16 protein-coding genes are annotated in these 14,479 nt (G+C 61.8%); 6 read left to right on the top strand and 10 right to left on the bottom strand.

All coding sequences use genetic code 11. From position 1 onward, the window contains the following. Positions 1 to 5 precede the first annotated feature (5 nt). Together IVA75_RS38625 and IVA75_RS38620 are read right to left on the bottom strand one after the other, a co-directional pair. Positions 6 to 1,715 carry a SulP family inorganic anion transporter gene (locus IVA75_RS38625; protein WP_247282361.1) on the bottom strand — a complete coding sequence of 570 codons (1,710 nt, stop codon included), beginning with the start codon at positions 1,713 to 1,715 and terminating at the stop codon, positions 6 to 8. After that, complete coding sequence (locus tag IVA75_RS38620) at positions 1,712 to 2,386, bottom strand: YoaK family protein (protein ID WP_027569343.1); 675 nt, start codon at positions 2,384 to 2,386, stop codon at positions 1,712 to 1,714. The genes IVA75_RS38625 and IVA75_RS38620 overlap by 4 nt, the downstream gene beginning before the upstream one ends. A 130-nt stretch (positions 2,387 to 2,516) precedes the next feature. On the opposite strand from IVA75_RS38620, the gene IVA75_RS38615 reads away from it, so the two are divergent. The 3 genes from IVA75_RS38615 to IVA75_RS38605 are packed head-to-tail and all read left to right on the top strand — an operon-like array spanning position 2,517 to position 5,739. Then, positions 2,517 to 4,205 carry a transporter gene (locus tag IVA75_RS38615; protein ID WP_247282360.1) on the top strand — a complete coding sequence of 563 codons (1,689 nt, stop codon included), beginning with the start codon at positions 2,517 to 2,519 and terminating at the stop codon, positions 4,203 to 4,205. A gap of 17 nt (positions 4,206 to 4,222) precedes the next feature. Next, positions 4,223 to 5,098: a dienelactone hydrolase family protein gene (locus tag IVA75_RS38610; protein ID WP_247282425.1), complete on the top strand. Its 876-nt coding sequence runs from the start codon at positions 4,223 to 4,225 to the stop codon at positions 5,096 to 5,098. Between the two features lie 29 nt (positions 5,099 to 5,127). Further along, positions 5,128 to 5,739: an invasion associated locus B family protein gene (locus IVA75_RS38605; RefSeq protein ID WP_247282359.1), complete on the top strand. Its 612-nt coding sequence runs from the start codon at positions 5,128 to 5,130 to the stop codon at positions 5,737 to 5,739. 12 nt (positions 5,740 to 5,751) lie between these two features. On the opposite strand, the gene IVA75_RS38600 is transcribed toward IVA75_RS38605, so the two are convergent. Then, positions 5,752 to 6,126 (bottom strand): response regulator, encoded by a 375-nt coding sequence (locus IVA75_RS38600; RefSeq protein ID WP_247282358.1) that lies wholly within the window; start codon positions 6,124 to 6,126, stop codon positions 5,752 to 5,754. A 197-nt stretch (positions 6,127 to 6,323) separates the two neighbouring features. Further along, on the bottom strand, positions 6,324 to 6,947 hold the full coding sequence (locus tag IVA75_RS38595; protein ID WP_027569338.1) for a response regulator: 624 nt from the start codon (positions 6,945 to 6,947) through the stop codon (positions 6,324 to 6,326). A 318-nt stretch (positions 6,948 to 7,265) separates the two neighbouring features. On the opposite strand from IVA75_RS38595, the gene IVA75_RS38590 reads away from it, so the two are divergent. Next, positions 7,266 to 7,949 (top strand): helix-turn-helix domain-containing protein, encoded by a 684-nt coding sequence (locus tag IVA75_RS38590; RefSeq protein ID WP_027569337.1) that lies wholly within the window; start codon positions 7,266 to 7,268, stop codon positions 7,947 to 7,949. Here IVA75_RS38590 and IVA75_RS38585 read toward each other — a convergent pair. The 3 genes from IVA75_RS38585 to IVA75_RS38575 all read right to left on the bottom strand — a co-directional run bounded on the left by IVA75_RS38585 (position 7,927) and on the right by IVA75_RS38575 (position 10,943). After that, complete coding sequence (locus tag IVA75_RS38585) at positions 7,927 to 8,385, bottom strand: potassium channel family protein (RefSeq protein ID WP_027569336.1); 459 nt, start codon at positions 8,383 to 8,385, stop codon at positions 7,927 to 7,929. The two genes, IVA75_RS38590 and IVA75_RS38585, sit on opposite strands and share 23 nt — an antisense overlap. 105 nt (positions 8,386 to 8,490) lie before the next feature. Then, a complete protein-coding gene (locus IVA75_RS38580) occupies positions 8,491 to 9,699 on the bottom strand; it encodes an acetate/propionate family kinase (protein WP_247282357.1) in 1,209 nt (402 codons plus the stop codon). A gap of 155 nt (positions 9,700 to 9,854) precedes the next feature. Beyond that, the gene (locus IVA75_RS38575; protein WP_247282356.1) at positions 9,855 to 10,943 is read right to left on the bottom strand and encodes an AI-2E family transporter; all 1,089 of its coding nucleotides are present in this window, start codon (positions 10,941 to 10,943) and stop codon (positions 9,855 to 9,857) included. Between the two features lie 372 nt (positions 10,944 to 11,315). On the opposite strand from IVA75_RS38575, the gene IVA75_RS38570 reads away from it, so the two are divergent. Both IVA75_RS38570 and IVA75_RS38565 read left to right on the top strand, forming a co-directional pair. Then, positions 11,316 to 11,681, top strand: a complete 366-nt coding sequence (locus tag IVA75_RS38570; protein ID WP_247282355.1) for a hypothetical protein — start codon at positions 11,316 to 11,318, stop codon at positions 11,679 to 11,681. Between the two features lie 165 nt (positions 11,682 to 11,846). After that, positions 11,847 to 12,053, top strand: coding sequence for a hypothetical protein (locus IVA75_RS38565; RefSeq protein ID WP_247282354.1), 207 nt, complete (start codon positions 11,847 to 11,849; stop codon positions 12,051 to 12,053). Between the two features lie 78 nt (positions 12,054 to 12,131). Here the strand turns inward: IVA75_RS38565 and IVA75_RS38560 are convergent, their stop codons facing one another. The 3 genes from IVA75_RS38560 to IVA75_RS38550 all read right to left on the bottom strand — a co-directional run bounded on the left by IVA75_RS38560 (position 12,132) and on the right by IVA75_RS38550 (position 14,390). After that, entirely contained in the window at positions 12,132 to 12,884 is a 753-nt protein-coding gene (locus IVA75_RS38560) for an outer membrane beta-barrel protein (RefSeq protein WP_035962339.1), read from the bottom strand. Between the two features lie 265 nt (positions 12,885 to 13,149). After that, positions 13,150 to 13,425, bottom strand: coding sequence for a hypothetical protein (locus IVA75_RS38555; protein ID WP_027569331.1), 276 nt, complete (start codon positions 13,423 to 13,425; stop codon positions 13,150 to 13,152). A 446-nt stretch (positions 13,426 to 13,871) separates the two neighbouring features. Next, positions 13,872 to 14,390 (bottom strand): hypothetical protein, encoded by a 519-nt coding sequence (locus tag IVA75_RS38550; protein ID WP_245287849.1) that lies wholly within the window; start codon positions 14,388 to 14,390, stop codon positions 13,872 to 13,874. Between the last annotated feature and the right edge of the window lie 89 nt (positions 14,391 to 14,479).

The following is a 14,479-nucleotide window of genomic DNA, read 5'->3' as shown; positions in this document are numbered from 1 at the left end:
GGATCCTATGGATTGGGATCAGATGATTGTCCGGTCATGCTTTCCCCGAGCACGCTGTCGACCGAACGAAGCCACGCCCCGCTGTCGGTCTTTTCCGCCAGCCCCTCAGCCCGCAGCAGATCGCGCAATTGCGCGTGCGCGCCGACGATGCGGAAGGTGATATTTCGGGAGGCGAGTTCGTCATAGAGATCATGCAACATGCGCGCGCCGGCCAGATCGATGTAGGGTGACGCCGACAGATCGCAGACAACCAGCCTGACGCCGACCGATAGCGGCAAGGTGCCTAACACTGTTTCCAGGATCGTTTCAGCATTGATGTAAAGCAGCGAGGCTTCGGGTCGAAACGCGATGATGCCGACCAATGGCTCGACGCCATCGTGCCTCGCGTTGTCGGAGTAACGGCCAGTACCGGGGAGCCGGCCGAGGAACGCGACATTCGGACGCGAGGCCCGCGCCAGCAGCAGAACGATCGACGCAATGGCCGCCAGCAGGACGCCTTGCAATATCCCCAGGAGCAACACGGCCAGCAGCGCAATCGCCGCGGCATGAAAGTCGATGCGGCTGACTTGCCACATCCGCAACAGCGCGCGCATGTCCACCAGCCTGTAGACGGCGGCAAAGACGATCGCCGCAAGCACTGCCTTGGGCAGGTTCGTCAACAACCCCGTGAAGAACAGCAGGCATAGCGCAAGCGTCACCGAGCAGATCACCAGGGCCAGCGGCGTGCGCGCTCCGGCATTGTCGTTGACCGCGGATTGCGACAGCCCGCCGGCCACGGGATAGCCGTGGCCGAAGGCGGTAACGAGGTTCGCCGCGCCCAGCCCCAAAAACTCCTGCCGGACATCGAGCGCATAGCCGTGTTTGGCAGCAAAGCTGCGGGCGGCGGAGACGCCTTCGATATAGGCCAGGAGCACGCATCCCGCAGCCAGCGGGAAGAGCTCGTCGGGCTCCAACAGGCCAAAACTCGGCAACCCGATAGCCGGCAATCCCTCTGGGATTTTCCCGGTGACCGGCACGCCAAGGGACGGAAGGCCAAGCAATGTCGCCACGACAATCGACAACGCCATGATCGTGAGCCCGACCGGCCTTCCGGGCAGCCGCCGTTCTCCCACCAACAGGAACAAGAGCGCGAGGGCTCCGATCGCCAGAACCAGCCAATTGATGCCGCCGAGCTGACCGGCGAGCTTGATGGCGCGATCGAAAAAATTGTGACCGCCTCCGGCGACGCCGAACAGGCTCGGCAACTGGCTCATCATGATGGTAAGTCCCGCGCCGGCCTTGAAGCCGACCAGGATACTGTCGCTCACCAGGCGGACGAGAACGCTGAGCTTGAACAACCATGCGATCAGGCACAGCAGCGCCACCGCGCATGCGGCCAGGCTTGCGATCTCGGCGTATTTCGCCGCGTCTCCGCCGGACAATGTCCCAACCGTCGCCGCAATCATCAGCGAGATCGCCGAGGTCGGACCGACCGCAAGCTGGCGCGACGACCCGAGCAGCGCATAGCCGATGCCGCCGAGCATGTAGCCGTAGATTCCGATCTGGGGCGGCAGGCCCGCCAGCGTGGCATAGGCCAGTGACACGGGGATCGCATAAGCCGCGAGGGTGATTCCGGCGATCGCGTCCGAACGCAGCCAGGCACTGTGATACCCCGCCAGCCAAGCCGCGGGCGGAAACAGGAAGGGCCGGCGCGATCTACGGTCCGATGAGGTCATGGGCTGGCCTCGTCGTCCGGACTTTCGCAACGCAACAGCACAACCAGGAGCGCGATCACGGGGACACCGAGCGCCAGGTCCGGGATCTGCTTGGTCGCGAAGGCGCCAAGAGCGGCGCCAAGGCCGAACGTGATGCACAAGACAGCAAAAATGCCTGGCGGCCGTAGCGAGCCATTCCGGGAGGCCACAGCGAACATGCCTTCAATCGCTTGCCGCATGTTGCCCGTGATCATGACGGAGCTGTAGAGCACGCCCTCAACCCTCGTGAAAACGGCGCTCTGTACGGCGGCGACGAACGAAATCCCAAGCGTTCCCGCGAGATCCGGCAAGCGATTGTGCAGGACTGCGATGATGACGAGCAGGAGAATCTCGAGCAGCGTGCTGATGGCACTGGCGCGCTCGCGCGCCGCCCGACGCAGCCATGACGCGGCGACAATACCGACCGCGAACGCAAGGATCGGTGGGACGAAGTGGAGCGCCTTCGTCCAGTCGCCGACCGAGCCATAAACCCACAGCAGGACGAGATTGGCCGTCTGGGCGTTAGCCATGACGCCGTGGATGATCCACGTATAGGCGTCGAGGTAGCCACCGGTGAAGGCCAGCAACAGCGCGACTGGCAGCGTTTCGTCGCGGCGTATCGACGAAGCAGCGGTGGCATCCATCGTGCTCATGTCCCAACGTCGGGTTCTGAAATCCTGCGCTTGAATAGGGAGCGTCTGGCCGATCGCGAGGGTTGATCTGGATCAAGCATCGCCGGGTATCACCAACCAGATTGGCGCAAATGGCTGGAGGGCCTGCACCATGAGCACGGTCAGATGGATCATCTCCGCCGCTCCGGAAATCTTCCTGCTGCTGTCAGTCGCGCTCGGGACCATTCTTGGCCGCGTCCGGATCCGCGGCTTTTCGATCGGCACCACGGCGTGCACGCTCATCGTTGCCGTCCTGATCGGGCAGCTCGGCACCTTCACGTTTCCTTCCCTCCTCAGGGTCATTCTCTTCAGCCTGTTCGTGTTCACGATCGGCTACCGGTCCGGACCCGAGTTCTTTGCCTCGCTGAGCATCCGGACCCTGGCTCAGGTCGCGCTCGCGCTCGTGCTTGGTGGTACCGGCCTCATCATCGTTCTCGTATTTGCCCATGTGTTCGCGCTCGGTCCCGGCACCGCCTCCGGTCTTGCAGCGGGAGCTCTGACACAGTCGTCGGTCATCGGCACCGCATCTGGGGCGCTAGCCCAGCTTGGACTGGCCAAAGAGGTGCTGCAGCAGCAGGACGCCAATATCGCCGCCGGCTACGCCGTCACCTACGTGCTCGGCTATATCCTCACGCTCCTGTACGTGCCGTTTGTCGCGCCGAAATTGATGGGGATCGATCTGAAAGCGGAAGCTGCAAAGCTCGAGGCGGAGCTTTCGGGTGGCAACCCGCAACAAAATGAGAATCTGCATTATCGAAAATTCCAGGCGCGCGCGTACCGGGTGTCGGCAGCGGCGGGACGGACCGTCGGCGCCGTCGAAGACGAGATCGGCAGCCGCAGCGTGATCGAGCGGATCGTGCGCCACGGCGCCGATGTCGAGCCGCATCGCGACACCGTCCTTCAAGTGAGCGACGACATCGTCATTGCGGGACGCACCGCCGCCATTGTCGCCGCGAAACCGATTGTTGGCACAGAAATCGACGCCGATGAGATCCTGAAGGCGCTTCCGGGCAACGTGATCGACGTCCTTGTCGACAATCGCAAGCTCCATGGCCGCTCCGTCAAGGACGTGGCCGATCGTGTCGGCGATGCCGCACGAGGCGTGTTCCTCCGAACCTTGACGCGAATGGGACGTGAAGTCCCCTTGAGCGCGGACACCCGCGTCTATGTCGGTGACGTCATGACGCTGGTCGGCAGCACCCGCAACATTGAGCGCGCCGCCTCGCATGTAGGACAGATTCTGCGCTCCGAAGATCGCACCGACATTGCATTCCTTGCCGCAGGCATCGCCGTGGGTCTGCTCGCCGGTCTCGCAAGCGTAAAGATCGGGTCGGTGCCCCTGACGTTGGGAGGTGGCGGCGGCGCCCTGATTGCGGGGCTCTTCTGCGGCTGGCTGCGCTCGCGGCGGCCGACAATGGGCGCAATGCCGCCCGCAGCGCAGCAGACGCTGAGCGATCTCGGCCTTGGCGGCTTCATCGCGGCGATCGGGCTCGGCAACGGCCACGCAGCCTGGGTCGCGATCCAGTCGCAAGGCATGCTGCTGGTCGGCATGGGCGTGGTGGTCACGCTGGTGCCGCTGATCGTGACGACCCTGTTTGCCCATCGCGTGCTCCGCATGAACCCGGTCATCATCTGCGGCGCGCTGGCCGGCGCCATGACCGTCGACGCCGCCGTTACCGGCGCCTGCGAAGTTGCAGAAAGCCAGACGCCCGTGCTCGGGGTCGCCGTGCCTTACGCTGTCGGCAATGTTGTGCTGACCGTGCTTGGACCGATCATCGTGGCCAGCACTTTCGCCGGTTGAAGGAGGCGCGCGTGAATTTGCGGTCAACAGTGACCTACCTGGCGGCGGCATTGAGCATTTCGGCCTGCTTTCTTGCCCCTGTACGCGCCGACGACAATGTCCGGATCCAGGAAGAGATGTGGGCCCTGCCGCTACCGCTGCCGATGTTCGCCTATGTCGTGCGGCCCGTCGGCGACGGCCCCTTCCCGCTGGCGATCATGAACCACGGCGTGTCGCTCAAGGCCGTCGATCGCAGCTTCTTCCCGCTGGTGGAGTTCCGCGACGCCGCCAAGTGGTTTGCCAAGCGCGGCTACCTCGTGGTGGCACCAGTCGGCACCGGCTACGGCGCAGCCGCGATCGATATTCCCGAGCACGGTCTCTATGGACCGTTCTTCTCCAAGGTCGGAAACTGCACCAATCCGAACTTCCACGACGCCGGGCGTGCGGTGGCGCAGGTCGATCTCTGGATCATCGACTACATGGTGGCCGAGAAACGCGTTCTGCCGATGGACGTGGTCGTCGTCGGACAGTCCGCGGGCGGCTGGGCGTCCATTGCGCTCTCAAGCGCAAACCCACCGCAGGTGAAGGCAATCATCACATTCGCCGCAGGACGCGGCGGGCGCGTCGACGGCAAACCCAACAACAATTGCGCACCGGACAAGCTGGTCGAAGCAACTGCCGATTTCGGCCGAACCTCGCGGGTGCCAATGCTGTGGTTCTATATCGAGAACGACACGTTTTTCGGTCCGGCCTTGTCGAAGCGCATGCATGACGCCTTTACCGCTGCCGGCGGCAGGGCCGAATATCATCTGATGCCGCCCTTTGGCAACGAAGGGCATTTCTTCATCGGCTCGCCCGACACGATCGCGACGTGGTCACCACTGGTCGAAAAATTCCTCAATGCGCAAAAGTAGCCGCAGACGCCGACGCCTGGAGGCGCAATATGATCAACCCTGCTCTCAAGCCGCGACGTAAGCCTACGCGAGCCCATCTGTTGCTTTTGTTCGCAACGGCTATTGCCGCACCCGCTTCGTCCCAGAATGCTGCAGCGCAACAGCATGCGCGCGAGGCAAAACCCACCGAACTCGCGCCTCGCGGACAGCGCGAAGCCAGAGACATCACCTATGGCGACTGGCGGAAGCTTTGCGTCAAGCCCGGCGGTGCGCCGATGCTGTGCCGGACCTCGATCACCGGCAAGTTTGCAACGGGCCAGATGGCGGTGCGCGTGGACCTGATCGAGCGTGACGCCGACCCCACTGCCCGGCTACAAGTGTTTGTCCCCGTCGGGATGTATCTGCAACGGCCTGCCAAGCTGACCGTCGATCAGGGACATTCCCAGTCGTTGCCCTACACCTGGTGCCTGAGCAATGCCTGTATCGCCGCCGACGCCGCCGATCCCAAGTTCGTCAAGGACATGGAAGCCGGCAAGGCGCTGGTGCTCGAGGTCACCGATTCCAATCTTCTGTCTCTGACGACATCGTTGCCGCTGGCACAATTCGCCTCAGCTCACAATGGCGCGCCCGCTCAGACGCTGGAGCAGGATATCGAGGAGTGAGCAACGGCGAGATCAGTTATGCCCGGCGCAGGCGCGTTCAATGGAGTCGATGAGTGCGCTTGCCGCGAAGGGCTTGGCCAGATAGGCGGCGCACCCGGACTGAATCGCGGCCACTTGATTCGCCTGGCAGTCGTTGCCGGTAATGTAGATGATGGGGGTCGTGGCACCCTCGCTAGCGAGCCTGCGGCGGAGTGAGATGCCCGACTCTCCGTTCAGATTGATATCCAGAACGATGCAGCACGCCTCGTCGATGCAGCCATAACGAAGCAGCGCGGCGGCGGAATCAAAAGCAACCGCATCAAAGCCGTGCTTCCGAAGCAGCCGCTCCAAGCTTCGGCGCATCGATGAATCATCATCCACGACGTAAATCGACTTACGTGCAAACAATGGACCCGTCTTTCTGATTGGAAACCCGGCACTTGCGTCGCAACGACGCTACGCGGCAATGGTTCCTGCGCTAATCCGACGGCTAACGACGCTGGTATGTAGGCGGTCCAGGCCGAACTATGTCAATAACATTTCATATTGGCCCATCGTACAGGTCTCACCGCAGACCTGACGAAGCGCACGAAAATAGGCCTGCACTACGCCTTTTCCGAATCCAGAAGACCGAGCCGCTCGGCAGCGGACACCAGTTCGGCAAACGACAGTACCTGCATCTTAGTCATCACTTGGTGGCGGTGCGCTTTCACCGTACGTTCGGTCGTTCCAAGCTCATAGGCGATCTGCTTGTTGATTTTACCGCGTACGATCAGGTCGAACACCTGTCGTTCACGCCGCGACAGAGACGTCAAGCGAGAACGCAGCGAATCGAGCTTGCTCTGTTGGCTGCGCACCGCCTCCTGTTGAGCCATCGCGCGCTCAATCGCATCGATCAACTGTTCTGACGATACCGGCTTGGTCAGAAAGTCCTCCGCGCCGGCCTTGATCGCACGGACCGTCGTCGCGGTATCGGCATGTCCTGTCAGGAAGACGATGGGCAGCGGCGACTGGCATTGGAGGAGCGAGGTTTGCAACTCCGGCCCGCTCAGGCCCGGAAGCTGCACATCAAGCAAGATACATCCCGGATGGCTGGACCCTGGCGGATCATCCAGTAGCTGCTGCGCGGACGCATAGGTCACAACTTCATACCCGGCCAGTTTGAGTCGACGCTGGATCGCCATCCGGAAGGATGCGTCGTCGTCCACGACATAAACGAAGCCGGGCAAGTTTTTCTCCCTCGACGGGTACTTCAAATGCAGCAACCAGACGTGCCGTTAATGCCTGAGCAAAGCAGCCAGATTGGGATGCCACAACCGCGAACGGAGCGTCCGTTTTCGGCATATTGCCGCACCATCTGACAGACACTCTGACGGGTTCTCAATCCAGCGCATCGAACCCTACCTGTACCTTGGTACAATGCACCTACAGACAATGGTTGAAAACCCCACTTATGACCTAAACAACCCTCGCGGGAAGCGGATTTTCGGCGGCTCCTTACTCCCGGCCATGGAAATATCGCGCCACCATCAGTTCGGGAGTTGGCCATGTTCGTTCGCACCGCTGCCGACGCCTCTTCGCCGCTTCATTCGCTCCGGGAGCTCGGGCTAAACACCGAGTCAAATCCAATCATCAGTCTAAACGAATTTACCTATAAGAAGGGCTCGGAAGTCTACGGCGAAAAGGAGGCCGCGGAGTACGTCTATCAGGTGAAGAAGGGTGCTGTGCGGAGCTACAAGCTCCTGTCGGACGGCCGACGCCAAATCGGCGCATTTCACCTTGCGGGCGACATCTTCGGGCTGGAAAACGGCAGCGCGCACAGGTTCACGACGGAAGCGATCGTCGACACCACGGTTCGCCTCGTGAGGCGCCAAAGTCTCGAGCTGGTTGCGCAGGACGACGCCGTGGTGGCTCGTAACCTGCTGAGCATGACCACGACCAACCTTCAGCATGCGGAAGACCATATGCTGCTGCTCGGCCGCAAGACGTCGCTGGAGCGGGTCGCAGCCTTCCTGATCGAGATGGACAAGCGGCTGACGGCCGCCGGGATCATGGCGCTGCCGATGTCGCGGCGCGATATCGCTGACTATCTCGGATTAACGCTGGAAACCGTATCCCGGGCACTTTCGCGGTTGCATGAGCTCGGCATCCTCGGCTTCATCGGAAACACCCAGCGCCAGATCGTGCTGCTGGACAGGCTGAAGCTCGCTAGCCTCGATCTCCAGAATTAGACTGTGGCGCCGCGATCGCCGCAAGATGCTCCACCGTCTTGCGCAGCACCTCGAAAAGAACTGCGGTTGACCAACCAAACATCAGGATGCCGTTCATCGCTGTCATGGGTCCCGTCAGCCGCCACCCCGCGGCGGGCGTGATGTCCCCATAGCCGAGCGTGGTGTAGTTCACGAAGGTGAAATATAGCAGATCGCTCCCCGAAGGCGCCGCGCCGACCGTCGCATAGGCGAGCGCCCAAATGAGAACCTCGACAGTGTGCGCAACCATCAAAATGACAGCAGTGGTGACCATCACGGCCATCAGGTGCGACCGGGGCCGCGCCGTATGCTTCAAGCCAGCGGTACGAGCGATATCGATGGCCGCAACGGTCACCAGCGCGTGAATCATGATGTTGATCACGCTGATCAAGGTACCGAGCAGGAACTGGACCGCCATTGCGCACTCCTAGCGCGGACATCGAAGAAGTCGTCCGATGATCCGGCAAGCGCCGACCACCAAAGCTCTCTACGTTTGACTGCAACCCCGATCAAGCAGAACCGATCACGATGCCCCCTTTGATGCTGTCGCGCTGCTGTTCATCAGCAGCGCCAACGTGTGTCTCGCGATCATGAGATCCACGTCGGACGGCACGACGTAAACCGGAATGCGGCTCGCTGAAGACGATATCAGCTGCGATTGCCGCGCGTTCTGCGCCACATCAAGCTCGACACCGAGCCATGCGAGCCGCTCCGCCACGCGCAAACGGATCGACGCGGAGCTTTCGCCGATCCCGGCGGTGAAGACGAACGCATCGAGCCCCTGCAACGCAGCTGAGAGCATACCGGCGTTAAGGCCGACCCAGTGAGCGAAATAGTCGATCGCGAATTTCGCGTTGACATCTTCACTTGCCTCGAGCTGACGGATATCGCCGCTGAGGCCCGAGAGGCCGTTCAGCCCGCAATCTCCGTGGAGAAACTCCTGCACCCTGGACGCCGCCATTCCCTTTTCCGAGATGAGATAGAGCACAACTCCCGCGTCGATCTGCCCTGGTCGCGCTTCCATCGGCAGTCCGTCGATCGCGGTGAAGCCCATGGTGCTCTCGACGCTCCGTCCTCCATGGAGGGCGCACATTGATGCCCCGCTCCCGAGATGCGCGACAATCACGCGTCCCATCGCGATTTCCGGCGCAACCCTCAGCAAGGTCTTCGCGATGTATTCGTAGGAGAGGCCATGAAATCCATAGCGCCGTACGCCCTCGGCATGAAGCCCACGAGGGATCGCGTAGTGATCGGCCACCGCAGCATGGGCTCGATGAAATGCGGTCTCGAAGCAGGCGACCTGCGGCAGCGTTGGGAAGTCGGTCAGGATCGATCGTATGGGCGCCAGATTATGCGGCAGATGAAGCGGCGCCAACGCGGTCATTCCTTCCAGGCGCGCCAGGATCCCATGATCAATCAGGACCGGCCGGTCATGCTCTGCACCGCCGTGAACGACGCGGTGCCCGATAGCAATGGGGCTGATATGAAGCTCATCCCGCAACCAGGCGTCTGCAATGTTCAGTGCGGCCAGAATATCCGGCACTGCGTCGATCGGATAGGCGCGATTGGCAAGCGGATCGCCGCCGGCGCTGCTCGCCTGCAGTCGCGGGCAACGCCCGATCCCGTCGATCCGTCCCTTGATCTGTTGCCGCAGGCTTCCTTCTCCTTCGATCGAATAGATCCGGAACCTGAGGCGGGAAGAGCCGGCATCGATGACAAGGATGGTATCCATGGCACTCACGTCGCACTCGTCGGAGCATGTCGAAGCCTTGCATCAGCACCGGCGGCCACAGCAGCCGGACCAGGCGGGCCAGACATTTCCACCACCACGTTCCGACCTCGTGGTTGTATCGCTTTACCTGAAAGGCTCGGTCGAATTGATATGGGTCAAAGCTCGATCGCCAGTTTCGCCGGCACGGCACGTTCGGTACGAATCCAGGCCACCGTCAGCTCCCAGACCACAGATAGGATGATAGGTCCGATGAAGAGGCCGATGATCCCATGGAAGAGGGTTCCTCCGATCACCCCGATCAGGATCACGAGCGCTGGCGTGGTCAGGCCGCGGCCCATGACAAGTGGTTTCAGGATGTTGTCGAGAACCGAAACGATCACGAAAAACACCGTCAGCAGGAGCGCGATCGGAAATTCCTTGTCGGTCCAGATCCAGATGATGACCGGCAGGATGACAATAGCGCCGCCTATTTGCACGATCGACAACAACAACACCGCAAATGCCAGCAGCCCCGCGCTGGCGATGCCGGCCACCTTGAATCCGATGCCCGCCAGCAATGCCTGGATGATGGCGACGCCGATCACGCCTTGGGCCACAGCACGGATCGTGGCACCTGCCAGGTCGAGAAAGTGCTCGCTCTGGTCGGGCACGACGCGCGACAGAAAGCTGCGACCCGCCCCCACGAGCTGAGGTCCATACGGAAACAGCACCCCGGCCACCGCCACCGACAGCAGAAACTTGACCGTACCTACCCCGGCATTGCCTGCAAATCCGAGCAGGGTCGCCGCGAATGGCTTCAGGTAGGGCACCACAGCGCGCAAGAGCGATCGGAGATTGGTCGTCGCTTGGTCCCAGAGATCGAAGAGCTGAGGGCCGATGACGGGCCAATCCTTGAGAGACTGCGGCGGCGAAGGCACGTGCAGTTCGCCAGCCGTCATTTGGGCGGCAAGATCGGTGATCCCGTCGACCGCGCCCATGCCCAGCCAGGTCGCGGGTCCGATCACAACAGCAAGATTGACGAGAGTAAGGATCGTTGCTGCAAGCTTCGGTCGGCCACCGAGAATGTCACTGAGGCGCCGAAACACCGGATTAAGGGCAGCGGCAAGCACGACACTCCAGGCCAATATGGGCACGAATGGGCGGACCAGGAGGAGCGCCCAGATGAGCAACAGCCCCAGCAACCCCAGCCGGATGAGAAGCTGGATGATCTCGTCTCCGGAGAATATCTGGCGGAGTGTTTTCACGGACTCGCCTTCAGCTCATGCCGCGCATGCTGAGGCGAACTAGCCCCTGCTCTCGCTCAGCTGGCTTGATCCAGATCAAGCGTCGCGGCTCTCCTACAGCTGAAGTCCGGGCGGGTTCAGCTCACGCTTGGCCTCAAACACTGTAACGATCGCAACATTTCATATGCACGGTCATGCCGCCGGCGCGACGGAATCCCTCCCTCGCCGGTCAGTCGAGATTTCAACGCGGTGGAGGACATTATGAGGTTCATCAAAGGGGCATTGGCAGCATTTCTTACTGTCGCGAGCGCCATGATTTCCGTACCCGAAAGCGAAGCAGCGCCTTTGCCCACCAATGTTGGCGCGATGAGAGCCACGCTTGATAACGACGTGATGAAAGTGCGCTACGGAGGCTGGGGTAATCGCGGCGGATGGGGCGGAGGCTACCGCGGAGCGGGATTGGGCTATCGTGGCTTGGGGTATCGCGGCGTCGGATATGGCTACAGAGGTTACGGATCTAGAGGCTACCGTGGCTGGGGCGCCGGCGCAGTGGTCGCGGGGGCGGTCGTCGGTGGCGCGATCGCAAGCTCCGGCTACTATGGTGCATATCCCTACTACGGCGGCGGATACTCCTCTTACGGCGGAGGATACGGCTATGATTATTGTCCGCCCAGTGCCTACAGCGCCTACAGCGCCTACGGAAGCTATGGCGGTTATGGCGGCTACTACGCGAGGCGGAGCTACTATTCCGGCTGGTAGATTTGCCTCGGATTCTCTCGAGCACACGCGCTCTTGTTGTCGCCGTGGCGCAATGGCAGCGCGAGCGCGATACCTCCATTGATCTGGATCAGCACGCAGGCAGGAGCGCTGACATCGACTTGCGGTTTCGAACAGAGGAGGCGCATCGGACTAGCAGCTGCATTCATGACGACCGAGCTGGTTCTCGCGAGTCCTGAAAGCGCCAACGTCATTATATACTGCCAAAACGTGGACTATCCGGCGCATTGCGTCGCGAGGCCAGGCGTCGTGTTGGGAGTGCGTCCCGTCGCACGCGCTGCCGCACGGGAAGCGATGCGGCCCGGCACTCCGACCAACCGCGGCGGTCCGGTCGATCGCGCCGACAGGCGCTGACTGGCTTGCGCGGTACGGCCACAAAAATGAGGGCCGACATGACTGCCGGCCCCCTGAAGACGTCAGACCCTGGAGAGCTCAGTACCTTGCGACGACCGGGTTGGCCCCGCCGAAGCGGTAGTTGAAGCGCACTGTGAGCATATCGACGTCCTGGGTGATCCGGTCGTTCACAAAAGCGGCAAGGCGCGGATCGGCGACCGTGAACGAATTATTCCGGTGCCCCATGAACAGATGATCGTATTCGAGCCCCACCGACCAATTCGGGGTGAAGCCGTACTCGAATCCAACACCAATGACGCCACCCCAACGGGTCGCACTTTGCGCGGCGAGTTCGACGCCGGACGCAGTATCAAGGACGCTCAGCCGGTTGTCTGTCACCGCCGCGCCGCCCTTCACGTAGAGCAGTGACGCATTCCAGGCGTAGCCGATCTGGCCGGTGAAGAGGCCGATGGCGCTCGTTTTGGCGCGCGTGGAGAGCGTCGGATCGAACAGGCTGACGCGCTGGTTACTGAGATCCGCCCAATCGCCCTGAGCCTCCAGACCAAACACCCACTGGCTGGCCTGCCAGCGATAGCCAAGCTGGCCACCGATGACGCCACCGGATCGATCGCGGCAGCCGGAAGCGACGGCGACGCCGGCCGCGTCAAGGAAATCCACGCAGTTGTGGTTCTGCGCCCAGCCACCATTGCCGCCGATGTAGAACCCCGTCCAATTGTAGATCGGAATAATCGGTGCCGGAGGCGGCGCCTTCACGGCCATATCGGCAGCCATGGCGGGTCCCATGGCCAACGCCACCAGTCCAATTGTTGTCAGCAGAAGTCTTTTCATCATGCTCTCTCCTTGCCGGCCGCTTTTTGATTGCTCGAACGGCGGCTTGTTGCATTGCAATCATCCCCCAACTTCCAGCTGAAACTCTACGGGCGAGGCCGCAAACTCCACGTGCCAAAATGGCAACACTCAAGACATTTCGAACCAGGCTTCGGTTTGCCTCGCCCGCGGAGTCGAACGACTTGCGCCAGTATCCGAATTGGCCGACAGGCAGCCGTCCGCTCCGAGTCACCTCCAGTCATCCGCATCAACCACCGTGATGGCCCGCCTATTTCTCCGGGTCGCGCTTGGCATCGGGGCCGGTAATCTCGTCGCCTCGGCCCTGCTCGATCCAGGACGGAATGTCGCTCGAGGGAATCAACCGTCGCGGCAAAAAGGGATTGAGCGTGCCTGCGAACACGATCAATCCCTCGTTGAATTTCTCTCGCGCGAAGGTCCGCGCCTCGGCTTCGCTCTCGAATGTGCGCGTTTCCCGGGGACTTCGCCGCTTCGGCAAGGTCCCGCGCTTGTGCACCTCGAACGTGACGTACCAGGTTTGCGGCATCCGCCAGCTTCCGGATATCAATCAAGCGGACATCTGTCGGCAAATGAAGATCGGTAAGATCATGTGACGTCCTAGTTGCGCCGCTCTTCGCGGCGCTCCGTGCGCCCTGTCCGCCTTTCCTAACGGCGTTCAGTCCGACCCCGTGCGCCGTTCCTGACGCCGCTCGTAGCGGGCTCCCCGCCTCTCCTGGCGTCGCTCCATGCCGATCGTCTGCGCCGGCGCTTCTGTTCCGAACAGGAACGTGCCGGATGTCGCCAATCCGAGTACAGCGGCCCATCCGAGCAACGAAAACGCCTCGCGACGATCGACCCGTCCAGACCTTAACGTTTCACTCATGTCAGTTACTCCCGATCTTGAGGACGTTTGATTGGGCAATGCCTCGACGTGCGCTCGTTGACAGTATCATGGCGGGCGCCCCACTCCGAAGATGCGACCATCGGAGACGCTCACCAAACCTGGTTACCAAACCAGCCGTACTGCGGCGGCCGCGCGACGAGCCGGATATTTTTTTCGATGTGCCTCCTCACAATTTTGTTTTGACGCTGCGGCTTCGCATCAGCCTTTGCCGACGAACGCGCTGGCGGTCGTTCGGCATCGAGCGGTCCGAGCTGAGCAAAGGCCTCGCGAACGCGCGTCTGTTGGAAGTCGGCGCCCGGCAGGGCACCAAGCTCGACCTTGGCGATGTCGGTTGCGACAATCGTGGGCCGGCTCGTGTCGAGAACGACCCGCTCCGGCAATTTCCAATCGGAATGGATGCGGATGGTGGCGGAGCGCGCAGCTTCACCGCGTACGGCAGGCCGATCCGGCACCAAGGCATCCGCAACGAAGAGCATCGCGAGCAACGTACCGCCGACATAGAACAGATATCGTGAGATGGGCATCGTCAGCGCCATTGCCGCCGCAGATCTTCGTCTGGCAAGCAACGGCCCACGGCGGCAGAATTGGCGCAGCAATGCAACCTGCATGGACGTGGTAGCCTAAATCGACCCGCCGTTGCGTCAGCCGCGGCGCGCCCCTGGTGAAGCACTTGCTGAGGCATGGCGGCACTTCGTCG

Origin of the sequence: Bradyrhizobium sp. 134, from assembly GCF_023074155.1 — a bacterium.
Taxonomy (GTDB): Bacteria; Pseudomonadota; Alphaproteobacteria; order Rhizobiales; family Xanthobacteraceae; genus Bradyrhizobium.
This window is presented reverse-complemented; position numbering and strand designations above follow the sequence as displayed.

What these genes read in the sequence shown, in the direction of transcription:
- IVA75_RS38625 (WP_247282361.1), bottom strand. Translation starts at nt 1,715, where the DNA reads ATGACCTCATCGGACCGTAGATCGCGCCGGCCCTTCCTGTTTCCGCCC.
- IVA75_RS38620 (WP_027569343.1), bottom strand. Translation starts at nt 2,386, where the DNA reads ATGAGCACGATGGATGCCACCGCTGCTTCGTCGATACGCCGCGACGAA.
- IVA75_RS38615 (WP_247282360.1), top strand. Translation starts at nt 2,517, where the DNA reads ATGAGCACGGTCAGATGGATCATCTCCGCCGCTCCGGAAATCTTCCTG.
- IVA75_RS38605 (WP_247282359.1), top strand. Translation starts at nt 5,128, where the DNA reads ATGATCAACCCTGCTCTCAAGCCGCGACGTAAGCCTACGCGAGCCCAT.
- IVA75_RS38590 (WP_027569337.1), top strand. Translation starts at nt 7,266, where the DNA reads ATGTTCGTTCGCACCGCTGCCGACGCCTCTTCGCCGCTTCATTCGCTC.
- IVA75_RS38585 (WP_027569336.1), bottom strand. Translation starts at nt 8,385, where the DNA reads ATGGCGGTCCAGTTCCTGCTCGGTACCTTGATCAGCGTGATCAACATC.
- IVA75_RS38580 (WP_247282357.1), bottom strand. Translation starts at nt 9,699, where the DNA reads ATGGATACCATCCTTGTCATCGATGCCGGCTCTTCCCGCCTCAGGTTC.
- IVA75_RS38570 (WP_247282355.1), top strand. Translation starts at nt 11,316, where the DNA reads ATGAAAGTGCGCTACGGAGGCTGGGGTAATCGCGGCGGATGGGGCGGA.
- IVA75_RS38565 (WP_247282354.1), top strand. Translation starts at nt 11,847, where the DNA reads ATGACGACCGAGCTGGTTCTCGCGAGTCCTGAAAGCGCCAACGTCATT.
- IVA75_RS38560 (WP_035962339.1), bottom strand. Translation starts at nt 12,884, where the DNA reads ATGATGAAAAGACTTCTGCTGACAACAATTGGACTGGTGGCGTTGGCC.
- IVA75_RS38555 (WP_027569331.1), bottom strand. Translation starts at nt 13,425, where the DNA reads ATGCCGCAAACCTGGTACGTCACGTTCGAGGTGCACAAGCGCGGGACC.
- IVA75_RS38550 (WP_245287849.1), bottom strand. Translation starts at nt 14,390, where the DNA reads ATGCAGGTTGCATTGCTGCGCCAATTCTGCCGCCGTGGGCCGTTGCTT.